The sequence below is a fragment of the Actinoplanes sp. NPDC049265 genome, assembly GCF_043197135.1.
In the GTDB taxonomy this organism is placed as follows: Bacteria; Actinomycetota; Actinomycetes; order Mycobacteriales; family Micromonosporaceae; genus Actinoplanes.
In genome coordinates, this window is record NZ_JBICSP010000006.1 from 29,888 (window position 1) to 50,967 (window position 21,080).

Genomic DNA, 21,080 nt, shown 5'->3' on the forward strand with positions numbered 1-21,080 from the left:
GGCCGGGGCGCGCTAGCTCGCCGGCGGCTCGGCCGTGACGACGACCGCGTCCGGCGGGATCTCGGGCCGGCGGCGGGCCAACCGCCGGACCGCCGTGTTGAGGACCGCGATCAACGGCACGGAGACCAGCGCCCCGATGATGCCGGCGACGACCACGCCGGACGCGATACCGATGATCACCACCAGCGGGTGGATCGCGACCGCCCGGCCCATGATCAGCGGCTGGAGGACGTGCCCCTCGAGCTGCTGCACGGCGATCACCGCACCGAGCACGATCAGGGCGATCACCCAGCCCTGGTCCACCAGGGCGACCAGCACGGCCACCGCGCCGGAGACGCTGGCGCCGACGATCGGGATGAAGGCGCCCAGGAAGACGAGCGCGGCCAGCGGGAACGGGAACGGCACGTTGAGGATCACCAGGGCCAGGCCGATGCCGGTGGCGTCGATGAAGGCCACCAGGACCGTGGCCCGCACGTAGGCGCCCAGCGTCGACCAGGAGGCGTCGCCGGCGTCGGAGAGCGACCAGCGGGCGTTCACCGGGAACAGCCGGACCAGGAAGCGCCAGATCTTGCGGCCGTCGCGCAGGAAGAAGAACGTCGAGAAGAGCACCAGCAGCCCGCCGGTGAGGATCTCGGCCAGCGTCGCGGCGGTCGAGATGCCGGTCGAGGTCAGCGACGAGGTGTTCGCGTTGATCCACGACTGGGCCTGGTCGATGGCCTTGTCGACCTGGGCGTCGGACAGGTGCAGCGGGCCGGTGCGGGCCCAGTTCTGGATCTGCCGGATGCCGTCGCTGGCCTTGTCGGTGAGATTGGGCAGACCGTCGACGAACTGGTTGACCACCAGCGTCAACGTGCCCGCCACGGCCGCCAGCCCGCAGATCAGCACCAGGAAGGTGGCCAGCGACCGCGGCACCTTCAGCTTCAGCAGCCAGCCCACGGCCGGCGCCAGCAGCGCGGACAGCAGCAGCGCGATGGCCAGCGGGATCATGACGATGCTGATGATCCCGACGAAGCGCAGCAGCGCCCAGCCGACCACACCGACCACGATCAGGCGCCACGACCAGGCGGCGGCGATCCGCAGCGCGTGCGGCACCTCGGCGTCGTCACGGCTGGTGGTCGACTGGTTGTCCAGCGGGTCGGGCGGTGGCGGCGGGGCGAACTCGACCTCCGGCTCCACGTCGCGTTGCCGCTCCCGCTCGGCGCGAGCGATCCGCACGGACTCACGCCCACTCTCGTATGCGCGGCGTAGGTTGTCCCGCACACGCTGAAAGCGACTCACCCGGCCGATCCTCCTCGCGTCATCGCGTCTCCATCACCGTAGTCGCACCACACGACACTTCCGCGCCGCACGTGGCCGAGTCTCACCGGTCGGCGCGGCGGGCGTACCGTCAGCGTCGTGACTGCCGACACCACCACCGATACCGGGATGCCGATCCGGATGCTGCACGACCGTGTCCTCGTGCGGATGGACGGCGGCGAGGGCGAGCGCCGCTCCGGCGGCGGCATCGTGATCCCGGCGACGGCGTCGATGGGCCGCCGGCTCTCCTGGGCCACCGCGGTCGGCATCGGCCCGAACGTCCGTTCCATAGTGGTGGGCGACCGCGTGCTCTTCGACCCCGACGACCGCTCCGAGGTCGAGTTGCACGGCCGCGAGTTCATCCTGCTCCGCGAGCGCGACGTCCACGCCGTGGCAGCGAACCGCGTCTCCTCCGACAGCACCGGCCTCTACCTCTGACCGAGATCCAGATCCGACGGGTACGCCGGGCACAACGCTCCCCATGCCGAAGCGGCCACCCTGCCGCTCAAGGCCGTAGCGCCCGCATCCGGGCCTGAGAATCGGGCCGGGCCTGAGAATCGGGCCGGGCCTGAGAATCGGGCCGGGCCTGAGAATCGGGCCGGGCCTGAGAATCGGGCCGGGCCTGAGATCTTCATCCGCTATACATCCCAGGCGGCATCGAGGAAGCAGGTCCCCGCGTAGGCGATGTGACTGCCTGCCGGGGGACCTTAGCTGAGACGTGCGGAGCGCCTCAGCTCGACGACGAGCTGTCCGAGGACGAGGACGACCCGTCGGACGAAGAGGACGATCCCCCGTCCGAGGGCGACGAGGAACCCGAGTCCGACGACTCACCGGCATCGGTGGATCCGCTCGCGGCGGGTGACGTTCCGCCCGAGTCAGCCGACCACGGTGACGAGCCGGAGGACGGTGCGCCGGGCCCGGAGGACGGTGCGCCGGGCCCGGAGAGCGGCGAGTTGTACTCGGGCCATGGCGACCCGTAGCCGGGCATGCCGGCGGCAGCTGAGGTGGGCGCGTCGCCCCACCCGGTGCCGTGCGACGGCCCTGAGGCCCCGGACGCCGACGGCTGCGCTGACGAGGGGTGCGGCGGCGGCGAGTGATGCGTTCCCGGTGCCGGGGCGGCGCCGGGACCAGGCGCAGCGCCCGGTTGAGCCGCCTGCGGGTAGCCCGATGCCACCGCCTCGGAACCACCAAAAGTGGCGGGGTTGCCGTAGGCCTGGTCACCGGAGGGCTGCGGAGATTGCGGGCGGATCTGCGGAGCGGCGCCGGGGCCTGGGCTTGGCTGCGGATCGGCGTAACCGCCACCGGCCGGAGCACCCCAGCCCGGACCGACTGGGCTGGGAGGAGCCGAAGGCCGCACCCCATGCGGAGGCTGAGCACCGTAGCTGGCATCGGGAGTAGCCCCGGCGCCCGCCGTCTCGCCCTGACCCGGCGTCGCTCCATACCCAGGGGCGGCGCCGTGGCCGGGCGGGGGCCCATAGCCAGATCCGCCGCCGTAACCGGGCGCGGACCCGTACCCGTAGCCGGGAGCGCCGCCGTAACCTGGGGCCGCGCCGTAACCAGGAGCGCCGCCATAGCCCGAAGTCGCGCCGTAAACGGGAACGCCGCCATAGCCAGGAGCCGCACCATAGCCAGGAGCCCCGCCTTGGCCGGGTGCGCCGCCATAGCCAGGTGCGCCGCCATAGCCAGGTGCGCCGCCATAGCCAGGAGCGCCGCCATAGCCAGGAGCGCCGCCATAGCCAGGAGCGCCGCCATAGCCAGGAGCCCCGCCATAGCCACCGCCCCCCGCCATCGCCGGCTGGGCCATCCGGATCGGCACGGGGACGACCGGCTCGACAGGGGCGGCCACCGTTCGGGTCACGCCGTCGGGGAAGGCGATCTGGTAGTCGTGGCCGTTCCAGAAGGCGCGGGGCATCTGCGGGTCGCGGCCGGAGAAGGCCGCTCGGTAGTCGCCGATCGCGGTGAGCAGTTCCCGCTCCTCCTCGACCGCGCGGGCCTGGTCCTCGGAGCCGCGGAGCAACCCCCGCTCCATGCCGTCGCGGACGATGGCCAGGCGGGTGGCGGCGAACTGGAAGCTGCGCATCGCCCGCATGCCGGCCTGGCCGGATACGCGCTGGGCCCAGCGGCGGGCCGAGTGGCGGCGGCCGAGGCTGCTCAGGGACGCCACCTCGGGGGGCGCGAACCAGCCGGCGGCGACATAGTGCGGGAGGATGCGTTCGCTGAGGCGGCCCTCGTAGCCGCGCAGGGCGACGGCGAAGCCGACCGTGGCGAAGAAGAACGGGACCATGAAGCCCAGGTACCCGTACAACATGATCATGGGTTGACCTGTGGCCACGGACAGGGTGGGCAGCAGGTTGAACGTGCCGTGCAGGATCATCGCGAGGAGCAGGCCGGCGATGGGGGCCAGCCAGCGGACGCGGCGGTCGCCGGAGCGGGAGGCGAGGCCGAGGCCGATGCCGGTCATCGAGGTGAAGAGCGGGTGCGCGAATCCGGTGAAGAGGATGCGCACGATGAAGATCAGGAAGACGTTCTGGATGCCGGTGGCCGGACCGTACTGTTCGTTGCCCGCGGCGTAGCCGTGACCGCCCAGGTAGAGGACGTTCTCGACCATGGCGAAGCCGAGGGCGGAGATTCCGCAGTAGACGATGCCGTCGGTGATGCCGGACCACTCGCCGCGGCGGCGCCAGAACAACAGCATCGGGCCGAGGGCCTTCATCGACTCCTCGATGAACGGCGCGATCAGCACGGCGACCAGGGCGTCGGGCAGCCCGATGGCGTCGAAGAGCCAAGCGGCGCCGTTGTTCACCCAGTACGCCGTGAGGGTCGCGACCGCGGCACCCCAGGAGAAGCAGAAGACCAGGTAGCGGTTCGGCTCGGGCTCATAGCGGTCGAGCCAGAGGAAACAGCCGACGAGTACGGGAACCGGCAGCATCGCCGCGATGAGGCCGACGATCAGGCCTTGGATGCCGTTGTTGAAGCCGAGCACACCGAGCATGACGACCGAGCAGATCGCGATGCCGGTGATCACCAGGGTCAGCGGAAGCCAGCGCCGCCACCCGCTCTTGCGCCTCGGCAACGCGACGATGGCGGGCGGCTGACCCAGCGGCGCCCCGGACGGCCCCAGCTGCCCGGACGGCCCCAGCTGCCCGGACGGCGGCGCCGCCTGTTGCGTGAACGGCGTCGCCGGCGCGCCCGGTTGCGCGGGCTGGTACGCCGGGGGCGCGACCGGCTGGTGCTGCGGGGGCGCGACCGGCTGGTGCTGCGGGTCGGGCGAGCCGCTCGGCGGCGCTGGTTCGGCCATAGCGACCAGCGTAGCCACCCCGTCCCGGCCCGGCTGGCCCGAGCCGGGACGAACGGCTCCGAAGAGCGCGGATCGGGCGAACGGCATCCGCACCGCTGGCCATCGGCCCCGGGGAGGTGGGGCGGGGCGGCCCGGACGACAGCGAGACGGGGCGTGCGGTGGGGCCGGGAGGCAAAAGTGGTAGCTCAGGAGCTGTGGGGATCGGGGCGGGGACGGGCCGTGCGGTAGCGGCCGGCGCGGCGCTTGGCCTGCCAGCCGACCGCCTTGCGGACCAGCCGGGGGGCCTCCGCGTGTTCGATGCCGGTGGCACGGAGCAGGTCGGTGGCCGTGGTGCGGATCTGGGCTACCACCACGCCGCCGGAGAAGCCGACGCCCTCCTCGAAACCGCGGCCGGCCTCGGCGGCGGCGCGCAGGGCCCGTTCGCGGGTGGCGATGGGCTCGACGCCGCGTGCCCACTCCTGCCGCAGGAGGTCGACCGCGTCGCCGAGGGCGCTGATCGACTCGGGCAGCACCTCGGGCATGGTCTCCTGGTCGCCCATGGCGGTCAGCACCCGGCGGGTCAGCACGCGTACGTTCCGCAGGGCGTAGGTGAGGTGCTGGGCGCCGTCGACGTACTGGGCCAGGGCGCCCTTGGTACGCCAGCGGGCGGGGGCGAAGGCGACGTTCTCCCGGGCGGCGGCCACGGCGGCCGAGAACGCGGCGAACGTGGCCTCGGACGCCCGGAGCTTGGTCAGGGCCTCGTCGACGGCCTCGTCGTCCTGGTCGGCCAGGCCCTGGGCGACGCCGTGCAAGCCCTCGGCCAGTTCCTCGAGGGCCGGGTCGGCCGAGCGGCGGACCACGCTGAGCGGGTTCAGCGGGAGCAGCAGCGTCATCACGATCAGGCCGACGCCGCCGCCGACCAGGGCGTCGATGAAGCGGGTGTACGGCAGGCCGGGGCCGGTGGTCAAGGTGGCGACGAGCACGGCGGAGGACGCCGACTGGACGACCAGCGGGGTGCCGCCGCCGACCGCGGTGGCCACCAGCACCGCGCCGAGCACGATCAGGCCGATCTGCCAGGGTCCGCTGCCGATCACATAGATCAGGGCGTCGCCGACACCGATGCCGATGGCCACGCCGAGGACCAGTTCCGCGGTCCGGCGGGCGCGCTGACCGACCGAGGAGGCCAGCGTGATCACGGCGGCGATCGGGGCGAAGAACGGCGACGGCCGGTGCAGCACGTCGTTCGCCAGATACCAGGCCAGGCCGGCGGCCAGGGCGGCCTGGACGGCCAGGAACAGGCCGCCGCGCACCCGGGTCCACGCGGCCGCCGCACCGTGCCGGGTACGCCCGGGCATCCCGGCCAGGATCTTCGCCACCCTGCGGTCGGTGGGTTCGTCGCCCGCCTCGGTCATGACCCAAACTTAGGGGGTGACGAGTCTTGCGGAGCAGTGGCGTGCGGCGGTTCGGGGTGCCGGGGCGACAGCCGGGGACGACGACCTGGACGCGGCGGGTGGCTACCTGCTGGGACGCTGGGCGGAACCCCAACGGCAATATCACGACGTGTCGCATCTGTCCGCCGTACTCGAGGTGATCGATCGTCATGCGGCGCTCGCGCCGCATCCGGACCGCGTGCGCGTGGCGGCGTGGCTGCACGATGCGGTCTACGACCCTCGGGCGCTGGGGGATGCCAACGAGCGGGACAGCGCCGAGTTCGCGGAGGGGCTGCTGACCACGCTGGGGGCGCCGGCCGAGGTGGCGGCCGAGATCGCGCGGCTGGTCGGGCTGACCGCGGGGCACGCCACCGGCACGGACGACCCGGACGGTGAGCTGCTGTGCGACGCCGACCTGGCGATCCTGGCGGCCGACGAGGAGCGGTACGCGGCCTACACGGCGGCGATCCGGCGGGAGTACGCGCACGTGCCGGACGACGCGTTCAAGGACGGTCGCGCCCAGGTGCTGAAGGCGCTGCTGGAACTGCCGTCGATCTACCGCCACCCGCCGCTGCGCGAGGCGTGGGAGGCCAAGGCCCGCGCCAACCTGGAACGCGAGCTCAACGGCTGAGCCGCGGGCACGACGGCCGCGAGGAAAGACGACGGCCGCGAGAGGTGCGGTCGCGGCGTCAGGGGCGCGGGCGGCTGAGGTGCTTGGGGCGGCGGAGGCCCGTCGCGCGGAGGCGGGCGGCCAGGTCGCGGGACGGCAGGAGCGTCGCGCCCAGCCACAGGGCCGAGTGGAAGCGGGCCTCGGGGATGTCGTAGTGGTCACGGTCGAAGGCTCGCCGGGGGGCGCCGAGCATCTCGGCGAAGATGTGCAGTTCCTCGTACGACAGGTCGCTGACCAGGTGCGACCACAGTCGGCCGTGGGCCGGCCAGAGGGGCTGGTCGACGAGGATCAAGGGCGGTCGGCGGCGTAACCGCGCACGTCGGGCACCCCGATGCGGGCGGCGTCGGCGGTGGCGTCGTCGGGCATCTTCTGCGACTGGCGCTCGGACTCGACGCGGGCCAGGTAGTGCTCGACCTCGCGTTCGCGCACGGCGTCGTCCCAGCCCAGCGCCTCGCCCATGATCTCGGCCGCGTGCTTGGCGGTCTCGGCGCCGCGGTGGGCGGTCTCGATGGAGATGCGGGTACGCCGGGTGAGCACGTCGTCGAGGTGCAGGGCGCCCTCGGCCTGGGCGGCGTAGGCGACCTCGGCGGCCAGGTATTCCGGGGCGCCGCTCAGTGGCGCGGCCAGCGCGGGGTCGGCGTTGATCATAGCCAGGAGGTGCACCGTCAGGGTGCCGTAGCGTTCGAGCAGGTGCTCGACGACGCCGGCCGAGACGCCGTGGCGGCGGGCCGTGTCGAGGCGGTCGCGCCAGGCCGCGGCGTAGCCGTCGGCCCCGAGCAGGGGCAGCTCAGCGGTCTGCGACGGGCGCCAGGGGCCGCCGAGGCGGCGCACGGCGCGGTCGATCACGTCGGCCGCCATCACCCGGTACGTCGTGTACTTGCCGCCGGCCACCAGCATCAGCCCGAGCATGGGTTCGACCACGGCGTGCTCGCGGGACAGCTTGGAGGTGCTGTCGGCCTCGCCGGAGAGCAGCGGGCGCAGGCCGGCGTAGACGCCCTCGATGTCGTCGGTGGTCAGTGGCCGGTCGAGCCACTGGTTGACCTGGTCGAGCAGGTAGCTGATGTCGCGGGCCGAGGCGGCGGGGTGGGCCCGGTCGAGCTGCCAGTCGGTGTCGGTGGTGCCGATGATCCAGTGGCCGCCCCACGGGATGACGAAGAGCACCGAGGTGGGCGTACGCAGGATCAGGCCCGCCTCGCCGGTGATGGCCGAGCGCGGCACCACCAGGTGGACCCCCTTGGACGCCCGGACCCGCAGCCCGGGGCGTACCCCGACGTCGCTGAGCATCTGCGACATGTCGTCGCTCCACACGCCGGTCGCCGCGACCACCGTGCGCGCCCGGACCTCGAAGTCCGGCTCGCCCGGCGCCTCCAGGTCGCGGACCCGGACGCCGACCACCTCGCGCGCCTCGCGGACGAAGCCGACCACCCGGGCGCTGGTGACGACGGCCGCGCCCAGGCTGGCCGCCGTCCGGGCCAGGTTGACCACCAGCCGCGCGTCGTCGACCTGCCCGTCGTAGTAGCGGATCGCCCCGGCGATCCGGTCGGCGCGCAGGCTGGGGAACAGGTGCCGGGTGCCGTGGCCGGTCAGGTGCCGGTGCAGCGGCATGCTCCGGCCGTTGCCGAAGACGCCGGCGAACGCGTCGTAGGCGGCCACGCCGAGCCCGTAGTAGGCGCGGTGCCAGACCCGGGCCGGAGGATGCGACTTCTCGAGCGGGACGAGGATCGGCACCGGCCGGACCAGGTGCGGTGCGATCCGGCCGGCCAGCAGCCCGCGCTCGGTGAGCGCCTCGTGCACCAGGTGCAACTCGAGTTGTTCGAGGTAGCGCAGGCCACCGTGGATCAGCTTGCTGGACCGGCTGGAGGTGCCGGCGGCCAGGTCACGGGCCTCGACCAGGGCGACCTTGAGGCCCCGGGAGGCGGCGTCGAGGGCGGCGCCGGCACCGGTCACGCCCCCTCCGACGACCAGCACGTCGAACTGTTCGTCGCGCAGACGCTTCAGATCGGTCGTACGGCGGATCGGTGAGAGCCGGCCGGCCGCGTACCGGGAAACCGAGGGATCACGCACGCGTCCCACGTTAGCGCTCCGCGGCGTCCCGGAGACCGCCCAATCCCGCCGGACCAGCCCCGCCGGACCGGCGAATATCCACCGCAAACGGCTCTGACCAGCACCTTTCCTGCACCTGACCGTCCCTAGCGTCAGTGGGGCCCGGCCCATCAGGTCGGGCGTTCCGACGTGACGACCGAGGGCGGCCATGCACCGACGACCCCTGCGCGCGGCTCCCATGAGGGTGCTCGCGGTCCTGGTGGCCCTGGCCGTCGCGGCGACCTTCACCGCGTACGTCAATCAGGCGCAAGCGGTCATCACCACGCCGTTCGACACCACGTTCGCGGCCAACGCGAACGGTGCGATAGTGCTGCGCGGCAACGCCAGCCTGACCTGCCCGCCGGCCGCCACCGGCTGCCTGGACGCGCTGCGCGGGATCGGCGCGACCTCGGGCGAGGCGCTGAACAACAACGGCTACAACATGATGTACAAGGACGTCGACACCGACCCGTCGACGTTCAACTCGAGCAGCGCCGACATCAACCTTCCGGCCGGGAGCACGGTGCTGTTCGCCGGTCTGTACTGGAGCGCCAACACCGGGGCCGGCTCCAACGGCTCGGCCGCGCCGAACGCGGGCATCAAGGGCACCATCCGGTTCCGGGTTCCCGGCGGGTCCGGCTACACCACGCTGACCACCAGCGACGTGATGGCCGGCGGCACCGCGTACCAGAGCTACCGCAAGGTCACCGACCTGGTCGCGGGGGGCGGCAACGGCACCTACACGGTGGCCGACATCCAGGCCGGGACCGGCGTCGACCGGTACGCCGGCTGGGCGCTCGTGATCGCGTACCAGAATCCGGCCGAACCCATGCGCGACCTGCGGGTGTACGACGGTTTCGGTGTCGTCGGCAGCACCCAGACCAACGTCACCATCCCGGTCAGCGGGTTCCAGACGCCACAGTACGGCCAGGTCACCACCAAGATCGGCACGGTGGTGTACGAGGGCGACCTGGGCAAGACCGGTGACACCCTGCAGCTGGACAGCCAGTCCATGTCGGACACCCGCAACCCGGCCGGCAACTTCTTCAACTCGACCGTGAGCGACAGCAACGCGCTGGTCGGCAGCCGCAACCCGAACAACTCGAACCTGCTCGGCGTGGACATCGACCAGTTCGACGCCAGCGGCAAGCTGGGCAACAACGCCACCGGCGCCACGCTCACGCTGACCACCGCGTCCGGCGGCGAGACGTTCTACCCGGGCGTGGTCACCTTCGCCACCGACCTGTACGCCCCGGACCTGACGATCGCGATGACCGGCACCGACACCGACGGCGGCGACCTGCTGCCGGGCGACGAGATCGAGTACGTCGTCGACGTCAGGAACGCCGGCACCGACGACAGCATCGACTCGATGCTGTCGGACGCCGTCCCGGCCGGCACCACGTACGTGCCGAACTCCTTGAAGATCGGCGGCGTGGCCGTCTCGGACCAGGCCGACCTCGACACCGGCGAGTTCAAGGCCGACTCGGCGCAGGGCACCAACCTGTTCCGGATCGGGTCCGGGGCCACCTCGGCGGCCGGCGGCAGGCTCGTCCCCAACGCCACCGCCCAGGTCAGCTTCCGGGTGAAGGTCGACGTGAACACCCCGGCCGGCTTCGTGGTGCTGAACAAGGCCGCCGTCGACTACACCGGCGAGCACACCGGTCGCAAGATCGCGGGTACCAGCAGCGCGGCCGGCGTGACGGTCATGCGGCCTCGGGCCGACCTGGCCGCGGCGCTGTCCGTGGTGCCGTCCCGGGTGCAGCGCGCGACACCGTCGAACCCGGTCAGCTACCAGCTGACCGTCACCAACAACGGCACCGACCTGGAGCCGCGGGCGACCGGCCGGCTCACCCTGCCGACCGGTGTGACGTCCGGTCCGGTGCCGGCCCAGTGCACCCGGTCCGGCCCGGACGTCATCTGCGACATGGGCCCGCTGGCCCCGTACACCTTCCGCACGCTGCAGATCGACGCGACCGCCGGCCCGTCCGCGGACGCCGCCGCCGTGGCCGGCGCGGTGGCCACGGGCACCGGCCTCGACGCCGTGTCCTCGAACGACACCGCGTACGCGACCCTGGTCGTGAACACCGCCCCCGAGGCCGAGGACGACACCGCCACCACCACGCACCACCACGTCGTGGTGATTCCGGTGCTGGACAACGACAAGGACGCCGACCACGACGCGCTGACCGTCACCATGTCGGCCTCCGTGTCCGGCCGGCCGAAGCACGGCGACGCGGTCGCGAACACCACCGGCAACACCGTCACGTACACCCCGGAGGACGGCTTCGCCGGCACCGACACCTTCTCCTACGAGGTCTCCGACGGCCGGGGCGGCACCGGCAGGGCGACGGTGACCGTCGAGGTGGCCGACGCCGCCCCGGTGGCCGGTGACGACAGCGGCGCCGGCCGGGCCGGCCAGCCGGTCACGGTCACGGTGCTGGACAACGACCACGACCCGAACGGCGACCCGCTGACCATCACCGCCGTCACCCAGCCGGCCGGCGGGCAGGTCATCTTCTCCGGCGGCTCGGTCACCTTCACGCCGAACCCGTCGTTCGCCGGGACGGCGACCTTCACCTACACGGTCTCGGACGGCAAGGGCGGCTCCACTGTCGCCACCGTGCGGGTCGACGTCGCCAACGCCACCCCGCACGCGGTGGACGACGAGATCGCCACCGGCTATCGCACCGACGTCGTGGTGCCGGTGCTCACCGGCGACACCGACCCCAACAACGACCAGCTGACCGTCAAGCAGGTCACCCAGCCGGCGAACGGCACCGGCACGGTCGGCCTGACCGGCGGCGTCGTCACCTACCACGCGCCGACCGGCTTCTCCGGCGTCACCACGTTCACCTACACGGTCACCGACGGGCAGGGCGGCGAGGACACCGCCACCGTGCGGGTCACCGTGGGCAACGCGCCGCCGGTCGCCGCCGACGTGACCGGGTCCGGTCCGTACGGCCGTCCGGTCGCGATCGAGGTCGCCGGCGCCGCCACCGACCCGAACCACGACCCGCTGCACATCTCCGATGCCGGCGCCCCCGGCCATGGGACGGTCGCGGTGGACGGCGACGGCCAGCTGGTCTACACGCCGGAGGACGGCTTCTCCGGCACCGACGAGTTCGATGTGGAGGTTTCCGACAACCACGGGGGTACGGACACCGCGCACGTCACCGTGACCGTCGAGAACGGCGTACCCGTGGCGACGCCCGACTCGGTCACCGCCGAGACCAACCTCGCGCTGACCGTCCCGGTCCTGGCCAACGACCACGACCCCAACGGCGACCCGCTGCTCGTGACCGTCAAGGCCGGCCCGGCCCACGGCACCGCGGTCGTCCAGCCCGACGGCCAGGTCCTCTACACCCCGGTCGCGGGCTTCCGCGGTGCCGACTCGTTCCAGTACGAGGTCGCCGACGGCGAGGGCGGCAAGGCGACCGCGACGGTCAGCGTCACGGTGGTGAACTCGCCGCCGATCGCGCACAGCGACGCCGACAGCACCGGGCCGGATACCGCGATCACGTTCGACGTGCTGGCCAACGACACCGACGCCGGCCACGACGGGCTGACCGTGACCGGCTGGACGAACGGCGCGCACGGCACCGTCGCCCCGGACAGCCAGGGCCGGCTGGTCTACACGCCGGCGCCGGGCTTCGCCGGGACGGACGCCTTCACGTACGCCATCGAGGACGCCGCGCACGGCACCTCCACCACGACCGTGACGGTGACCGTGCTCAACGCGCTGCCGATCCCGGTGAATGACCAGTTCCGGGTCCGCGCCGGCGTGGCCAACACGTTGACCGTGCTCGCCAACGACACCGACCCCAACACCGATCAGGTCCTCCATGTACGGGCGGTGAGCACGGCCGGTCACGGCATGGCGAGCGTCGGCCCGCACGGCACGTCGGTCACGTACATCCCGGCGCCCGGCTTCACCGGCTCTGACACCTTCGACTACGAGGTGACCGACGACGCCGGCGGTCTCGCCACGGCCACCGTGTCCGTGGTCGTTGACCTGCCGCCGGTGGCCACACACGACGCCGGCACCACACCGTCCGGCACCGCGATCAACGTGCCGGTGCTGGCCAACGACGCCGACCCCGAGCACTTGCCCCTGACCGTGGTGGCCGCGGCCACGCCCCCGCACGGCACCGTGGCGGTCAACCCCGACCTCACGGTCCGCTACCTCCCGGCGGCCGGTTTCGTCGGCGCTGACACGTTCAGCTACACGATCCGGGACGCGGCCGGCAACACGGCCATCGGGACCGCCACCGTGACGGTGGCCGACGCCGCCCCGGTCGCCCGCCCCGACCTGGCCGCCGTGGCCGCCGGCGGACGCACCGACGTGACCGTGCTGGGCAACGACGGCGACATCAACCCGGGGCAGACGCTGACCGTGACGTCGGTCGGCGTACCGGCCCATGGCACCGCCACCCGGCTACCCAACGGCAAGATCCGGTACGTGCCGGCGGCCGGGTACACCGGGCCGGACAGCTTCAGCTACGTGATCTCGGACGGCCAGGGCGGCACGGCCACCTCGACCGTCACGGTCACGGTGACCGACGGCGTGCCGGTGGCGCTGCCGGACGTGGCTGAGACGCCGTACCGGCACAGCGTCACGGTCCACCCGCTCGACAACGACCTCGACCCGAACAACGACGCCCTGCGGGTCATCGGGGTGAGCGGGCCGGCCACCGGCACTGTCACGTTCACCCCGGGCACCGTCACCTACCGGCCGCCGGCCGGATTCTCCGGGGTGGTCGAGGTGGAGTACACGCTGGCCGACAGCGACGGCAACCAGGCCAAAACCAAGATCACGATCACGGTGGGTACGCCGCCGGCGGTGCCGGACAAGCAGGCCGCCGCCCCGCCGGGAACCCCGGTCACCATCGGACTGCCCCTGGTGGACAAGAACAATCGCCCGGTGACAGTGGTCGAGGTCGGCCGGCCGGCCCACGGCACCGCCAGGCTGGACGCCAACGGCAAGGTGATCTACACGCCGGTGCAGGGCTTCTCGGGCTGGGACACGTTCACCTACACGGCCGAGGACGTCAACGGCAACCTGGCCACGGCCACGGTGAAGGTCTTCGTGGCCGGCCCGGCGGCTCCTCCGGTGGCCCGCAACGACGGCGCCGAGGTGCCGGTCGGCGGCTCGGTGCGGATCACCCCGGTGGCCAACGACACCGACGCCAACCAGGACCGGCTGACCGTCATCAAGATCGGGAAGCCGCGGCACGGCACCGCGGTGCTGTCCGGCGGCAAGGTCGTGTACGCCCCGGCCAAGGGCTACCAGGGTGGCGTGGACTCGTTCACGTACACCGTTTCGGACGGGCACGGCGGCACCGACACCGCGACCATCACGGTGAACGTGCACGCCGAGGCGACGCCGCAGCCGAGTGCCGCCCGCCTGCCGAAGACTGGCCAGGATCTGGTCACTGTGGCCGGCGCGGGGACTCTGGCCCTGCTGGTGGGCGCGGCGCTCTACTGGTTCGGTGTCCGCGGCGGGACGACCGTCCCGGTCCTGGTGGTCGGCGGCGAGCGCCGCGGCCCGGGCCGGCATCGCCCGGGACGTCACCGCGAGCAGCGCTGAGACAAAGCGCCAAGAGAAGCCACGCGCGGCGAAGAGATCGCTCGGCCAGGAAAGCCGCCCGGCGAAACGGCCACGCGCTCACAACCGGCGCCCGGCGAAGCAGGTGTCCGGCGAAGACAGCGCTCGGCGAAACCGCGGCGTTGCGGGGAACGGAGAACGGGCGGGCCGCTGGAGTGCGGCCCGCCCGTTCCAGGCGTTTCAGGAGTGGACTGGACTCAGAAGTCCATGTCCCCGCCGCCCGGAGCACCGGCCGGGGCCGGGTTCTTCTCGGGCTTGTCCGCCACGACCGCCTCGGTCGTGAGGAACAGGGCGGCGATCGACGCGGCGTTCTGCAGCGCCGAGCGGGTGACCTTGGTGGGGTCGATGATGCCGGCGGCCAGCAGGTCGACGTACTCGCCGTTGGCGGCGTTCAGGCCGTGGCCTGCGTCGAGGTTGCGCACCTTCTCGACCACGACGCCGCCCTCGAGGCCGGCGTTGACGGCGATCTGACGCAGCGGGGCGTCCAGCGCGACCTTGACGATGTTGGCACCGGTGGCCTCGTCGCCGACCAGGTCCAGCTTCTCGAACGCGGTCTTGCTGGCCTGGACCAGCGCGACACCACCGCCGGGCACGATGCCCTCCTCGACGGCCGCCTTGGCGTTGCGGACGGCGTCCTCGATGCGGTGCTTGCGCTCCTTGAGCTCGACCTCGGTGGCCGCGCCGACCTTGATCACCGCAACACCGCCGGCCAGCTTGGCCAGGCGCTCCTGCAGCTTCTCACGGTCGTAGTCGGAGTCCGACTTCTCGATCTCGGCCCGGATCTGGTTGACCCGGCCCTGGATCTGCTCGGCGTTGCCGTTGCCGTCGACGATGGTCGTCTCGTCCTTGGTGATGACCACCTTGCGGGCCTGGCCCAGCAGGGACAGGTCGGCGGCGTCGAGCTTGAGGCCGACCTCCTCGCTGACGACGGTGCCGCCGGTGAGGATGGCGATGTCGTCGAGCATGGCCTTGCGACGGTCACCGAAGCCCGGCGCCTTGACGGCGACCGACTTGAAGGTGCCGCGGACCTTGTTCACGACCAGGGTGGCCAGGGCCTCGCCCTCGACGTCCTCGGCGATGATGATCAGCGGCTTGCCGCCCTGCATGACCTTCTCCAGGATCGGGAGGAGGTCCTTGACCGCGGAGATCTTGCTGTTCGCGATCAGGATGTAGGGGTCGTCGAAGACGGCCTCCATGCGCTCGGCGTCGGTCATGAAGTACGCCGAGATGTAGCCCTTGTCGAAGCGCATACCCTCGGTGAGCTCGAGCTCGAGCCCGAAGGTGTTGCTCTCCTCGACGGTGATGACGCCTTCCTTGCCGACCTTGTCCATGGCCTCGGCGATGATCTCGCCGACCGTGGAGTCACCGGCGGAGATGGAGGCGGTCGAAGCGATCTGCTCCTTGGTCTCCACATCCTTGCTCAGCTGCGTCAGCGCCTCGGAGACGCTCGCCACGGCCGCCTCGATGCCCCGCTTCAGGGCCATCGGGTTGGCGCCGGCGGCGACGTTGCGCAGGCCCTCGCGAACCAGCGCCTGGGCGAGGACGGTCGCCGTCGTCGTGCCGTCACCGGCCACGTCGTCGGTCTTCTTGGCGACCTCCTTGACCAGCTCAGCGCCGATCTTCTCGTACGAGTCCTCGAGCTCGATCTCCTTGGCGATCGACACACCATCGTTGGTGATGGTGGGAGCGCCCCACTTCTTCTCGAGCACGACGTTGCGGCCCTTGGGGCCCAGCGTCACCTTCACGGCGTCGGCGAGCTGGTTCATGCCCCGCTCGAGGCCCCGACGAGCTTCCTCGTCGAATGCGATGATCTTGGCCATACGGCTGTGTCCTCCCGGACATTCACAGGAACCTCTGCGGACGTCGCCACCTGGCGATGCGACGTCCTCAGGCCGAGCCGGATAGCCCGCGACGACCGGCCCCGTGCCGGGGCACCGATGGCGGCGCCCGGCCGGAACCCCACCGTCCCGACCTGCTTGGCACTCACGTGGTGCGAGTGCCAAGCCCATGTTTAGCACTCCCATGGGCCGAGTGCAAGGAGAGTGAGCCTAGTCGCTCGACTAGTTACGCCCAGGGCGAAACAGGTGGCAGCGAGGTCGGATAAGCGCAACCCGCTTGCCGCCCCTTCCCCCGGCCGGGTAGGCAGACACCATGGTGTCGCTCAGCACAGCCCCCCGATCGACGGCCACGGTGCACCGGGTCCGGCCCGAGGACGCCGGCCGGATGCGCGCGTTGCGGCTGGAGATGCTCGCCGACAGCCCGCTGGCCTTCCTGGAGACGCTGGCCGCGGCGGCGGCCCGTTCACACGACGACTACCGGCGCCGGATCACCCAGGCCAGCCACGGACACACCCTCGCGCAGTTCGTGGCCGAGCCCGGGGCCGGCAAGGGGCCGCTGGTCGGGCACGCCGGCGGCACCGTGCTGCCCGAGGACCTGCTGACCACGGTCGTCTTCGCCGTCTACATCACCCCCGAGCGCCGCGGCACCGGGATCCTGGCCGACCTGGTCGAGGCGGTCGCCGCCTGGTCGAGGGCGGCCGGGCGCGACCAGTTGATGCTGGAGGTGGTGGTCGGCAACGACCGGGCGGTACGCGCGTACCAGAAGCTGGGTTTCACCGACACCGGCGTCCGCGTGCCGCACCCGGTCGTCCCGGGCCTGACCGAGTTACAGATGCGCCGGACGGCGTGAGATGCGCGCCCGCACGCTGCTGACCGCCATCAACGGCACCACACTGGCCGGGCTGATCCTGGCCCGGGCGACCGGCGCGACGATCAGGCGCGGCCGCGACGGCGTGTTCATCGCCGAGGGGTACGCCCGGAAGATCCCGAAGAACACCTGCTTCACCGTCGGCTCGGTGATCATCACCCGGCGCAGCGCGGAGTGGCTGCTCGCCGACGAGCGGACCGCCCTGTTCAGCCACGAGAGCCGGCACGTCAGCCAGTACGCGCTGCTCGGACCACTCTTTTGGCCGCTGTACTACGCGTTCTGCGGCTACTCGTACGCGATGACCGGCTCCTACGGCTGCCGCAACGCCCTCGAGAAGCACGCCGGCCTGCACGCCGGCGGCTACCGCACGGACGCCCCGCTGCGCCCCTGGGCGACGAGGTTCAAGGCGCGCTAGATCGTCAGCTGCCACTGCATCCAGGTGTCGGCGGCCCGGAAGCCCAGCGCCCGGTTGATCGACAGCATGTACTCGTTCGACGAGGCGTTGAACGTGTCGATCGCGGTCAACGCCGGCCGGTGATCGAGCGCGAACCGCAGGTTTTCCAGCTTGACGATCAGGCCGAGCCGGTGGCCGCGGTGGTCCGGGTCGACGATCGTGATGTGCTGCCAGAGGTGGGTGGCCAGCGCCGGCGGCCCGGAGAGCGTCGTCCAGGCCACCATCCGCCCGGTGGCCTCGTGCACAGCGCCGGTGTGGAAGCGGTCGAGGCCCCGGTCGAGCCGGTTCTGCTCGCTCGTGCGGATCCGGTCGGCGTCGACCTTTTCCGGTTCGATGGTCAGGTCGCCCATGGGCGCGTCCTCGAAGAGCCGGCTGTCCAGATAGGCGATGTCGTCGAGGTACTCGTCGGCCGGCATGCCCTGCCACCGCACCACCCGGTAGCCGGCGGCGCTGGCCCGGGCCTCGGCGAGCATCTCGGCATATCGCTTGTGGTCGGCCGTGGTCAGGTCGAGCCGGCTGCGGGTGTCCTGCAGGGCCGCCTTGGCGCCGGCGGCCGAGGCGAAGGCGTCACCGTCGGGGTGCTTCTGCACCGACTCGCCGGTGATGTGTTTGCGGCCCTCGGCGCGGCTGCGCTCGATCACGAAGTCGAGCAGCGCCCGCCCGACGCCGTGCCGCCGCATCGCCGGGTGCACGTTGAGGTGGGTGTTGAGCTGTTCGAGGTTGTCCAGCAGCGGCAGGGACATCTCGACCACGCCGGCCGGTTCGCCGTCCAGCGTGGCGAGCGCGTGAATGTTGCGGCACGCGGGATAACCACGACGCACCGTGTCGACGAAGAAGTCCTCGGGCTCGAACGGGATGTCCGGAACATCGCGCTCGTGTGCGGCCTTGGCGACCGCGTAGGCCTGGCGGACAACGGACTCGTCAGAACCCTCGAACTCGGCGACGTCGATGCGCATCCCCACAGACTGAACGCACTCGTGGTCCGCCGCGACCGATTTACCGAAGGAGAAATTTGGTCGGGAGGACGCGCGCACAGCGCCTCCGGCACTGGGTCGTTGGGCCCCGGTAGAGATTGTCGCCAAGCTCGAAGGTGGGGCCTCGTACGGCGTCGCGTCCTCCCGCAGAGAGCATCCTGCCGACGTTGTGATCCGTTCGCAAGTCCTCGCAGGATGGAAAAGCGAACTTACTGTCGGGAACCCGACTACACCGGGTTACCCGAGAAGGCCGGCGTCACGAGCCCCGCGCAGCGACGGCTTGATCCGGTGCGTCGGCCCGACCCGGTCGGCCACCGCGTCCAGCGTCTTCAGACCCTCGCCGGTGTTGAAGACGACGGTCTCCTTGGCCGGGTCGAGCTTGCCCGCGGCGACCAGCTTCTTGAGCACGGCCACGGTCACGCCACCGGCCGTCTCGGCGAAGACGCCGGTGGTCTGGGCCAGCAGCTGGATGGCCTCGCGGATCTCGTCGTCGTCGGCGTAGTCCATCCACCCGTCGGTGCGCTGGACCGCCTCGATGGCGTAGACGCCGGCCGCCGGGTCGCCGATGTTCAGCGACTTGGCGATGCCGGTCGGCTTGACCGGGACGATCTGGTCGGTGCCGTTGTGCAGGGCGGTCGCGATCGGGTTGCAGCCGGCCGACTGCGCGCCGAACACCCGCCAGCCGCCGGCCGGGGCCTCGACCAGGCCGATCTCGACCAGCTCGGAGAACGCCTTGTCGATCTTGGTGAGCAGCTCGCCGCTGGCCATCGGGATGACCACCTGGGCCGGGATGCGCCAGCCGAGCTGCTCGGCCACCTCGTACCCGAGGGTCTTGGAGCCCTCGGCGTAGAACGGGCGGACGTTCACGTTGACGAACGCGGTGTCCTCGAACTCGTCGGTCTCGACCAGTTCGCCACAGAGCCGGTTGACATCGTCGTACGAGCCGTCGATGGCGACCAGCTCACCGCCGTACACCGCGGTCGTGACGACCTTGCCCTGCTCCAGGTCGCCGGGGATGAAGACGATCGAGGGAACGCCGGCCCGGGCGGCGTGCGCGGCCACCGAGTTGGCCAGGTTACCGGTGGAGGCACAGGCGAACCGGGTGAAGCCGAGGCCGCGGGCCGCGGTCAGGGCGACCGAGACGACCCGGTCCTTGAACGAATGGGTCGGGTTGGCCGAGTCGTCCTTCACCCACAGCGGAGCGTCCAGGCCGATCGCCGCGGCCAGCGCGGGCGCGCTGATCAGCGGGGTGAGGCCGGGGTCGAGGGTGACGCGACCGGCCGGATCCTGACCGGCCGGGAGCAGCGGCGCGTAGCGCCAGATGTTGTGCGGACCCGCCTCGATCTGGGCGCGGGTCACCTGGGCGATCGCCGCCGGGTCGTACGCGACCTCGAGCGGCCCGAAACACTCGTAACAGGCATGCTGGGCGGCCAGGGGGAACTCGGCACCGCAGGCCCGGCAGACAAGAGCGCGGGCGGGAGAACCGACGGATGTGCTGAGGGTGGACGTCACCAGAGGAATTCCTCTCATCTTTCCCTGCCCGGGGAGGCAAGGCCGGAATTAGCACCTGCCACAGATGTGGTGGTTGCCGGGGCTTCAACGGGCCGTTCCCTCTGCCCCTCTGGATGAGGTATTCAGTTGTCTGACACACACCCTACGTGGCGATTGGCCTAGGCGAAAAGTAGTGTGACGCTCACGACGTGATGTCCTTGCGGGTGAATCGCCAGAACGCGAGCGACCAGAAGATCGTCGCGTACGCCACCGCCGCGATCGCCCCGCGCACCATGTCGTCGGTCTGGGTGGGCGTCGAGAGCAGGCCCAGCCAAGCGTCGCTGTAGTGGGTGGGCAGGAAGTCCCGGATCACCCCGAGCGCCTCGATCTGGTCGAGGATGCTGGACAGGATCCACAACAGCACCGCGCCGCCGACCGCCCCCAGCGCCGCGTCGGTCAGCACCGAGAGCAGGAACGCGAGCCCGGCCACGATCAGCAGGATGACGGCCAGGTAGCCCAGGATCCCGAGCAGCCGTAGCAGCCCTTCGCCGGGCGGGATCTCGGCGGCGATGGTGCTGCCCAGCGGGTGCCAGCCGTACCGCAGCGTCCCCACCAACAGCGCCACCCCACCCAGCGTGAGCAGCGCGACCAGCGAATAGGCGAGGGCGACGCCGAGCTTGACGGCGAGCAGCCGGGCCCGCGGCACCGGGATCGCGAGCAGGTAGCGCAGGCTGCCCCAGGACGCCTCGCTGGCCACGGTGTCGCCGCAGAATAGCGCCACGACCACGACCAGCAGGAACGACGCCGAGACGAAGACGCAGAAGAGCGCGAAGTTGAGTCCGCCCGAGGTGGCCAGGTCGACCAGGCTGGAGAACTGCCCGCCGCCGTTGTCGTCGTCCGAGCTGCCGCCGAACTCGAACGCGACAAGCACGATCAAGGGCAGAAGAGCCATGAAACCCAGAGCCAACTGGGTACGCCGGCGCGACGCCTGCCGCCTGACCTCGGCCCAGATCGGCAGCGTGGCCGACGGCCGGTACCCCGTAGCTGAGTTTCCGCGCTCCACGGTCCGGCGATCGTTCACCGTTGTGGTCG

The 21,080-nt window shown here is 71.5% G+C and carries 13 protein-coding genes, 1 pseudogene and 1 riboswitch; of the genes and pseudogenes, 5 read left to right on the forward strand and 9 right to left on the reverse strand.

What is annotated here, in order from left to right; all coding sequences use genetic code 11:
• Positions 1-12 precede the first annotated feature (12 nt).
• Positions 13-1,278 carry an AI-2E family transporter gene (locus ACGFIO_RS16805; RefSeq protein ID WP_392827142.1) on the reverse strand — a complete coding sequence of 422 codons (1,266 nt, stop codon included), beginning with the start codon at positions 1,276-1,278 and terminating at the stop codon, positions 13-15.
• A gap of 147 nt (positions 1,279-1,425) precedes the next feature.
• Between ACGFIO_RS16805 and ACGFIO_RS16810 the strand changes: the two genes are divergently transcribed.
• A complete protein-coding gene (locus ACGFIO_RS16810) occupies positions 1,426-1,734 on the forward strand; it encodes a GroES family chaperonin (RefSeq protein ID WP_392827457.1) in 309 nt (102 codons plus the stop codon).
• Between the two features lie 1,174 nt (positions 1,735-2,908).
• Here ACGFIO_RS16810 and ACGFIO_RS16815 read toward each other — a convergent pair.
• Positions 2,909-4,594 (reverse strand): annotated as a pseudogene (locus tag ACGFIO_RS16815) (PrsW family glutamic-type intramembrane protease); the annotation flags it as partial.
• 185 nt (positions 4,595-4,779) lie between these two features.
• Complete coding sequence (locus ACGFIO_RS16820; RefSeq protein WP_392827144.1) at positions 4,780-5,985, reverse strand: aromatic acid exporter family protein; 1,206 nt, start codon at positions 5,983-5,985, stop codon at positions 4,780-4,782.
• A gap of 16 nt (positions 5,986-6,001) precedes the next feature.
• Between ACGFIO_RS16820 and ACGFIO_RS16825 the strand changes: the two genes are divergently transcribed.
• Positions 6,002-6,634 carry a metal-dependent phosphohydrolase gene (locus ACGFIO_RS16825; protein WP_392827146.1) on the forward strand — a complete coding sequence of 211 codons (633 nt, stop codon included), beginning with the start codon at positions 6,002-6,004 and terminating at the stop codon, positions 6,632-6,634.
• Between the two features lie 58 nt (positions 6,635-6,692).
• Here the strand turns inward: ACGFIO_RS16825 and ACGFIO_RS16830 are convergent, their stop codons facing one another.
• Together ACGFIO_RS16830 and ACGFIO_RS16835 are read right to left on the reverse strand one after the other, a co-directional pair.
• A complete protein-coding gene (locus ACGFIO_RS16830) occupies positions 6,693-6,965 on the reverse strand; it encodes a DUF4031 domain-containing protein (protein WP_392827148.1) in 273 nt (90 codons plus the stop codon).
• A complete protein-coding gene (locus tag ACGFIO_RS16835; protein ID WP_392827150.1) occupies positions 6,962-8,737 on the reverse strand; it encodes a glycerol-3-phosphate dehydrogenase/oxidase in 1,776 nt (591 codons plus the stop codon). Before ACGFIO_RS16835 ends, ACGFIO_RS16830 begins: the two co-directional genes overlap by 4 nt.
• Positions 8,738-8,924: 187 nt before the next feature.
• On the opposite strand from ACGFIO_RS16835, the gene ACGFIO_RS16840 reads away from it, so the two are divergent.
• Entirely contained in the window at positions 8,925-14,345 is a 5,421-nt protein-coding gene (locus ACGFIO_RS16840) for an Ig-like domain-containing protein (protein ID WP_392827151.1), read from the forward strand.
• Positions 14,346-14,560: 215 nt separating this feature from the next.
• On the opposite strand, the gene groL is transcribed toward ACGFIO_RS16840, so the two are convergent.
• Positions 14,561-16,183 (reverse strand): chaperonin GroEL, encoded by a 1,623-nt coding sequence (gene groL / locus ACGFIO_RS16845; protein ID WP_392827153.1) that lies wholly within the window; start codon positions 16,181-16,183, stop codon positions 14,561-14,563.
• A gap of 331 nt (positions 16,184-16,514) precedes the next feature.
• On the opposite strand from groL, the gene ACGFIO_RS16850 reads away from it, so the two are divergent.
• Together ACGFIO_RS16850 and ACGFIO_RS16855 are read left to right on the forward strand one after the other, a co-directional pair.
• Positions 16,515-17,051 (forward strand): GNAT family N-acetyltransferase, encoded by a 537-nt coding sequence (locus ACGFIO_RS16850; RefSeq protein ID WP_392827155.1) that lies wholly within the window; start codon positions 16,515-16,517, stop codon positions 17,049-17,051.
• A gap of 1 nt (position 17,052) precedes the next feature.
• A complete protein-coding gene (locus ACGFIO_RS16855) occupies positions 17,053-17,484 on the forward strand; it encodes a hypothetical protein (RefSeq protein WP_392827157.1) in 432 nt (143 codons plus the stop codon).
• On the opposite strand, the gene ACGFIO_RS16860 is transcribed toward ACGFIO_RS16855, so the two are convergent.
• From ACGFIO_RS16860 to ACGFIO_RS16870, 3 genes are all read right to left on the reverse strand, one after another.
• Positions 17,481-18,479 (reverse strand): GNAT family N-acetyltransferase, encoded by a 999-nt coding sequence (locus tag ACGFIO_RS16860; RefSeq protein ID WP_392827159.1) that lies wholly within the window; start codon positions 18,477-18,479, stop codon positions 17,481-17,483. The two genes, ACGFIO_RS16855 and ACGFIO_RS16860, sit on opposite strands and share 4 nt — an antisense overlap.
• A 255-nt stretch (positions 18,480-18,734) precedes the next feature.
• Positions 18,735-20,009 carry a threonine synthase gene (gene thrC, locus ACGFIO_RS16865; RefSeq protein WP_392827160.1) on the reverse strand — a complete coding sequence of 425 codons (1,275 nt, stop codon included), beginning with the start codon at positions 20,007-20,009 and terminating at the stop codon, positions 18,735-18,737.
• A gap of 11 nt (positions 20,010-20,020) precedes the next feature.
• A riboswitch (SAM riboswitch) is annotated at positions 20,021-20,129 on the reverse strand.
• 61 nt (positions 20,130-20,190) lie between these two features.
• Positions 20,191-21,069: an ABC transporter permease gene (locus ACGFIO_RS16870; protein WP_392827161.1), complete on the reverse strand. Its 879-nt coding sequence runs from the start codon at positions 21,067-21,069 to the stop codon at positions 20,191-20,193.
• Positions 21,070-21,080: the final 11 nt, after the last annotated feature.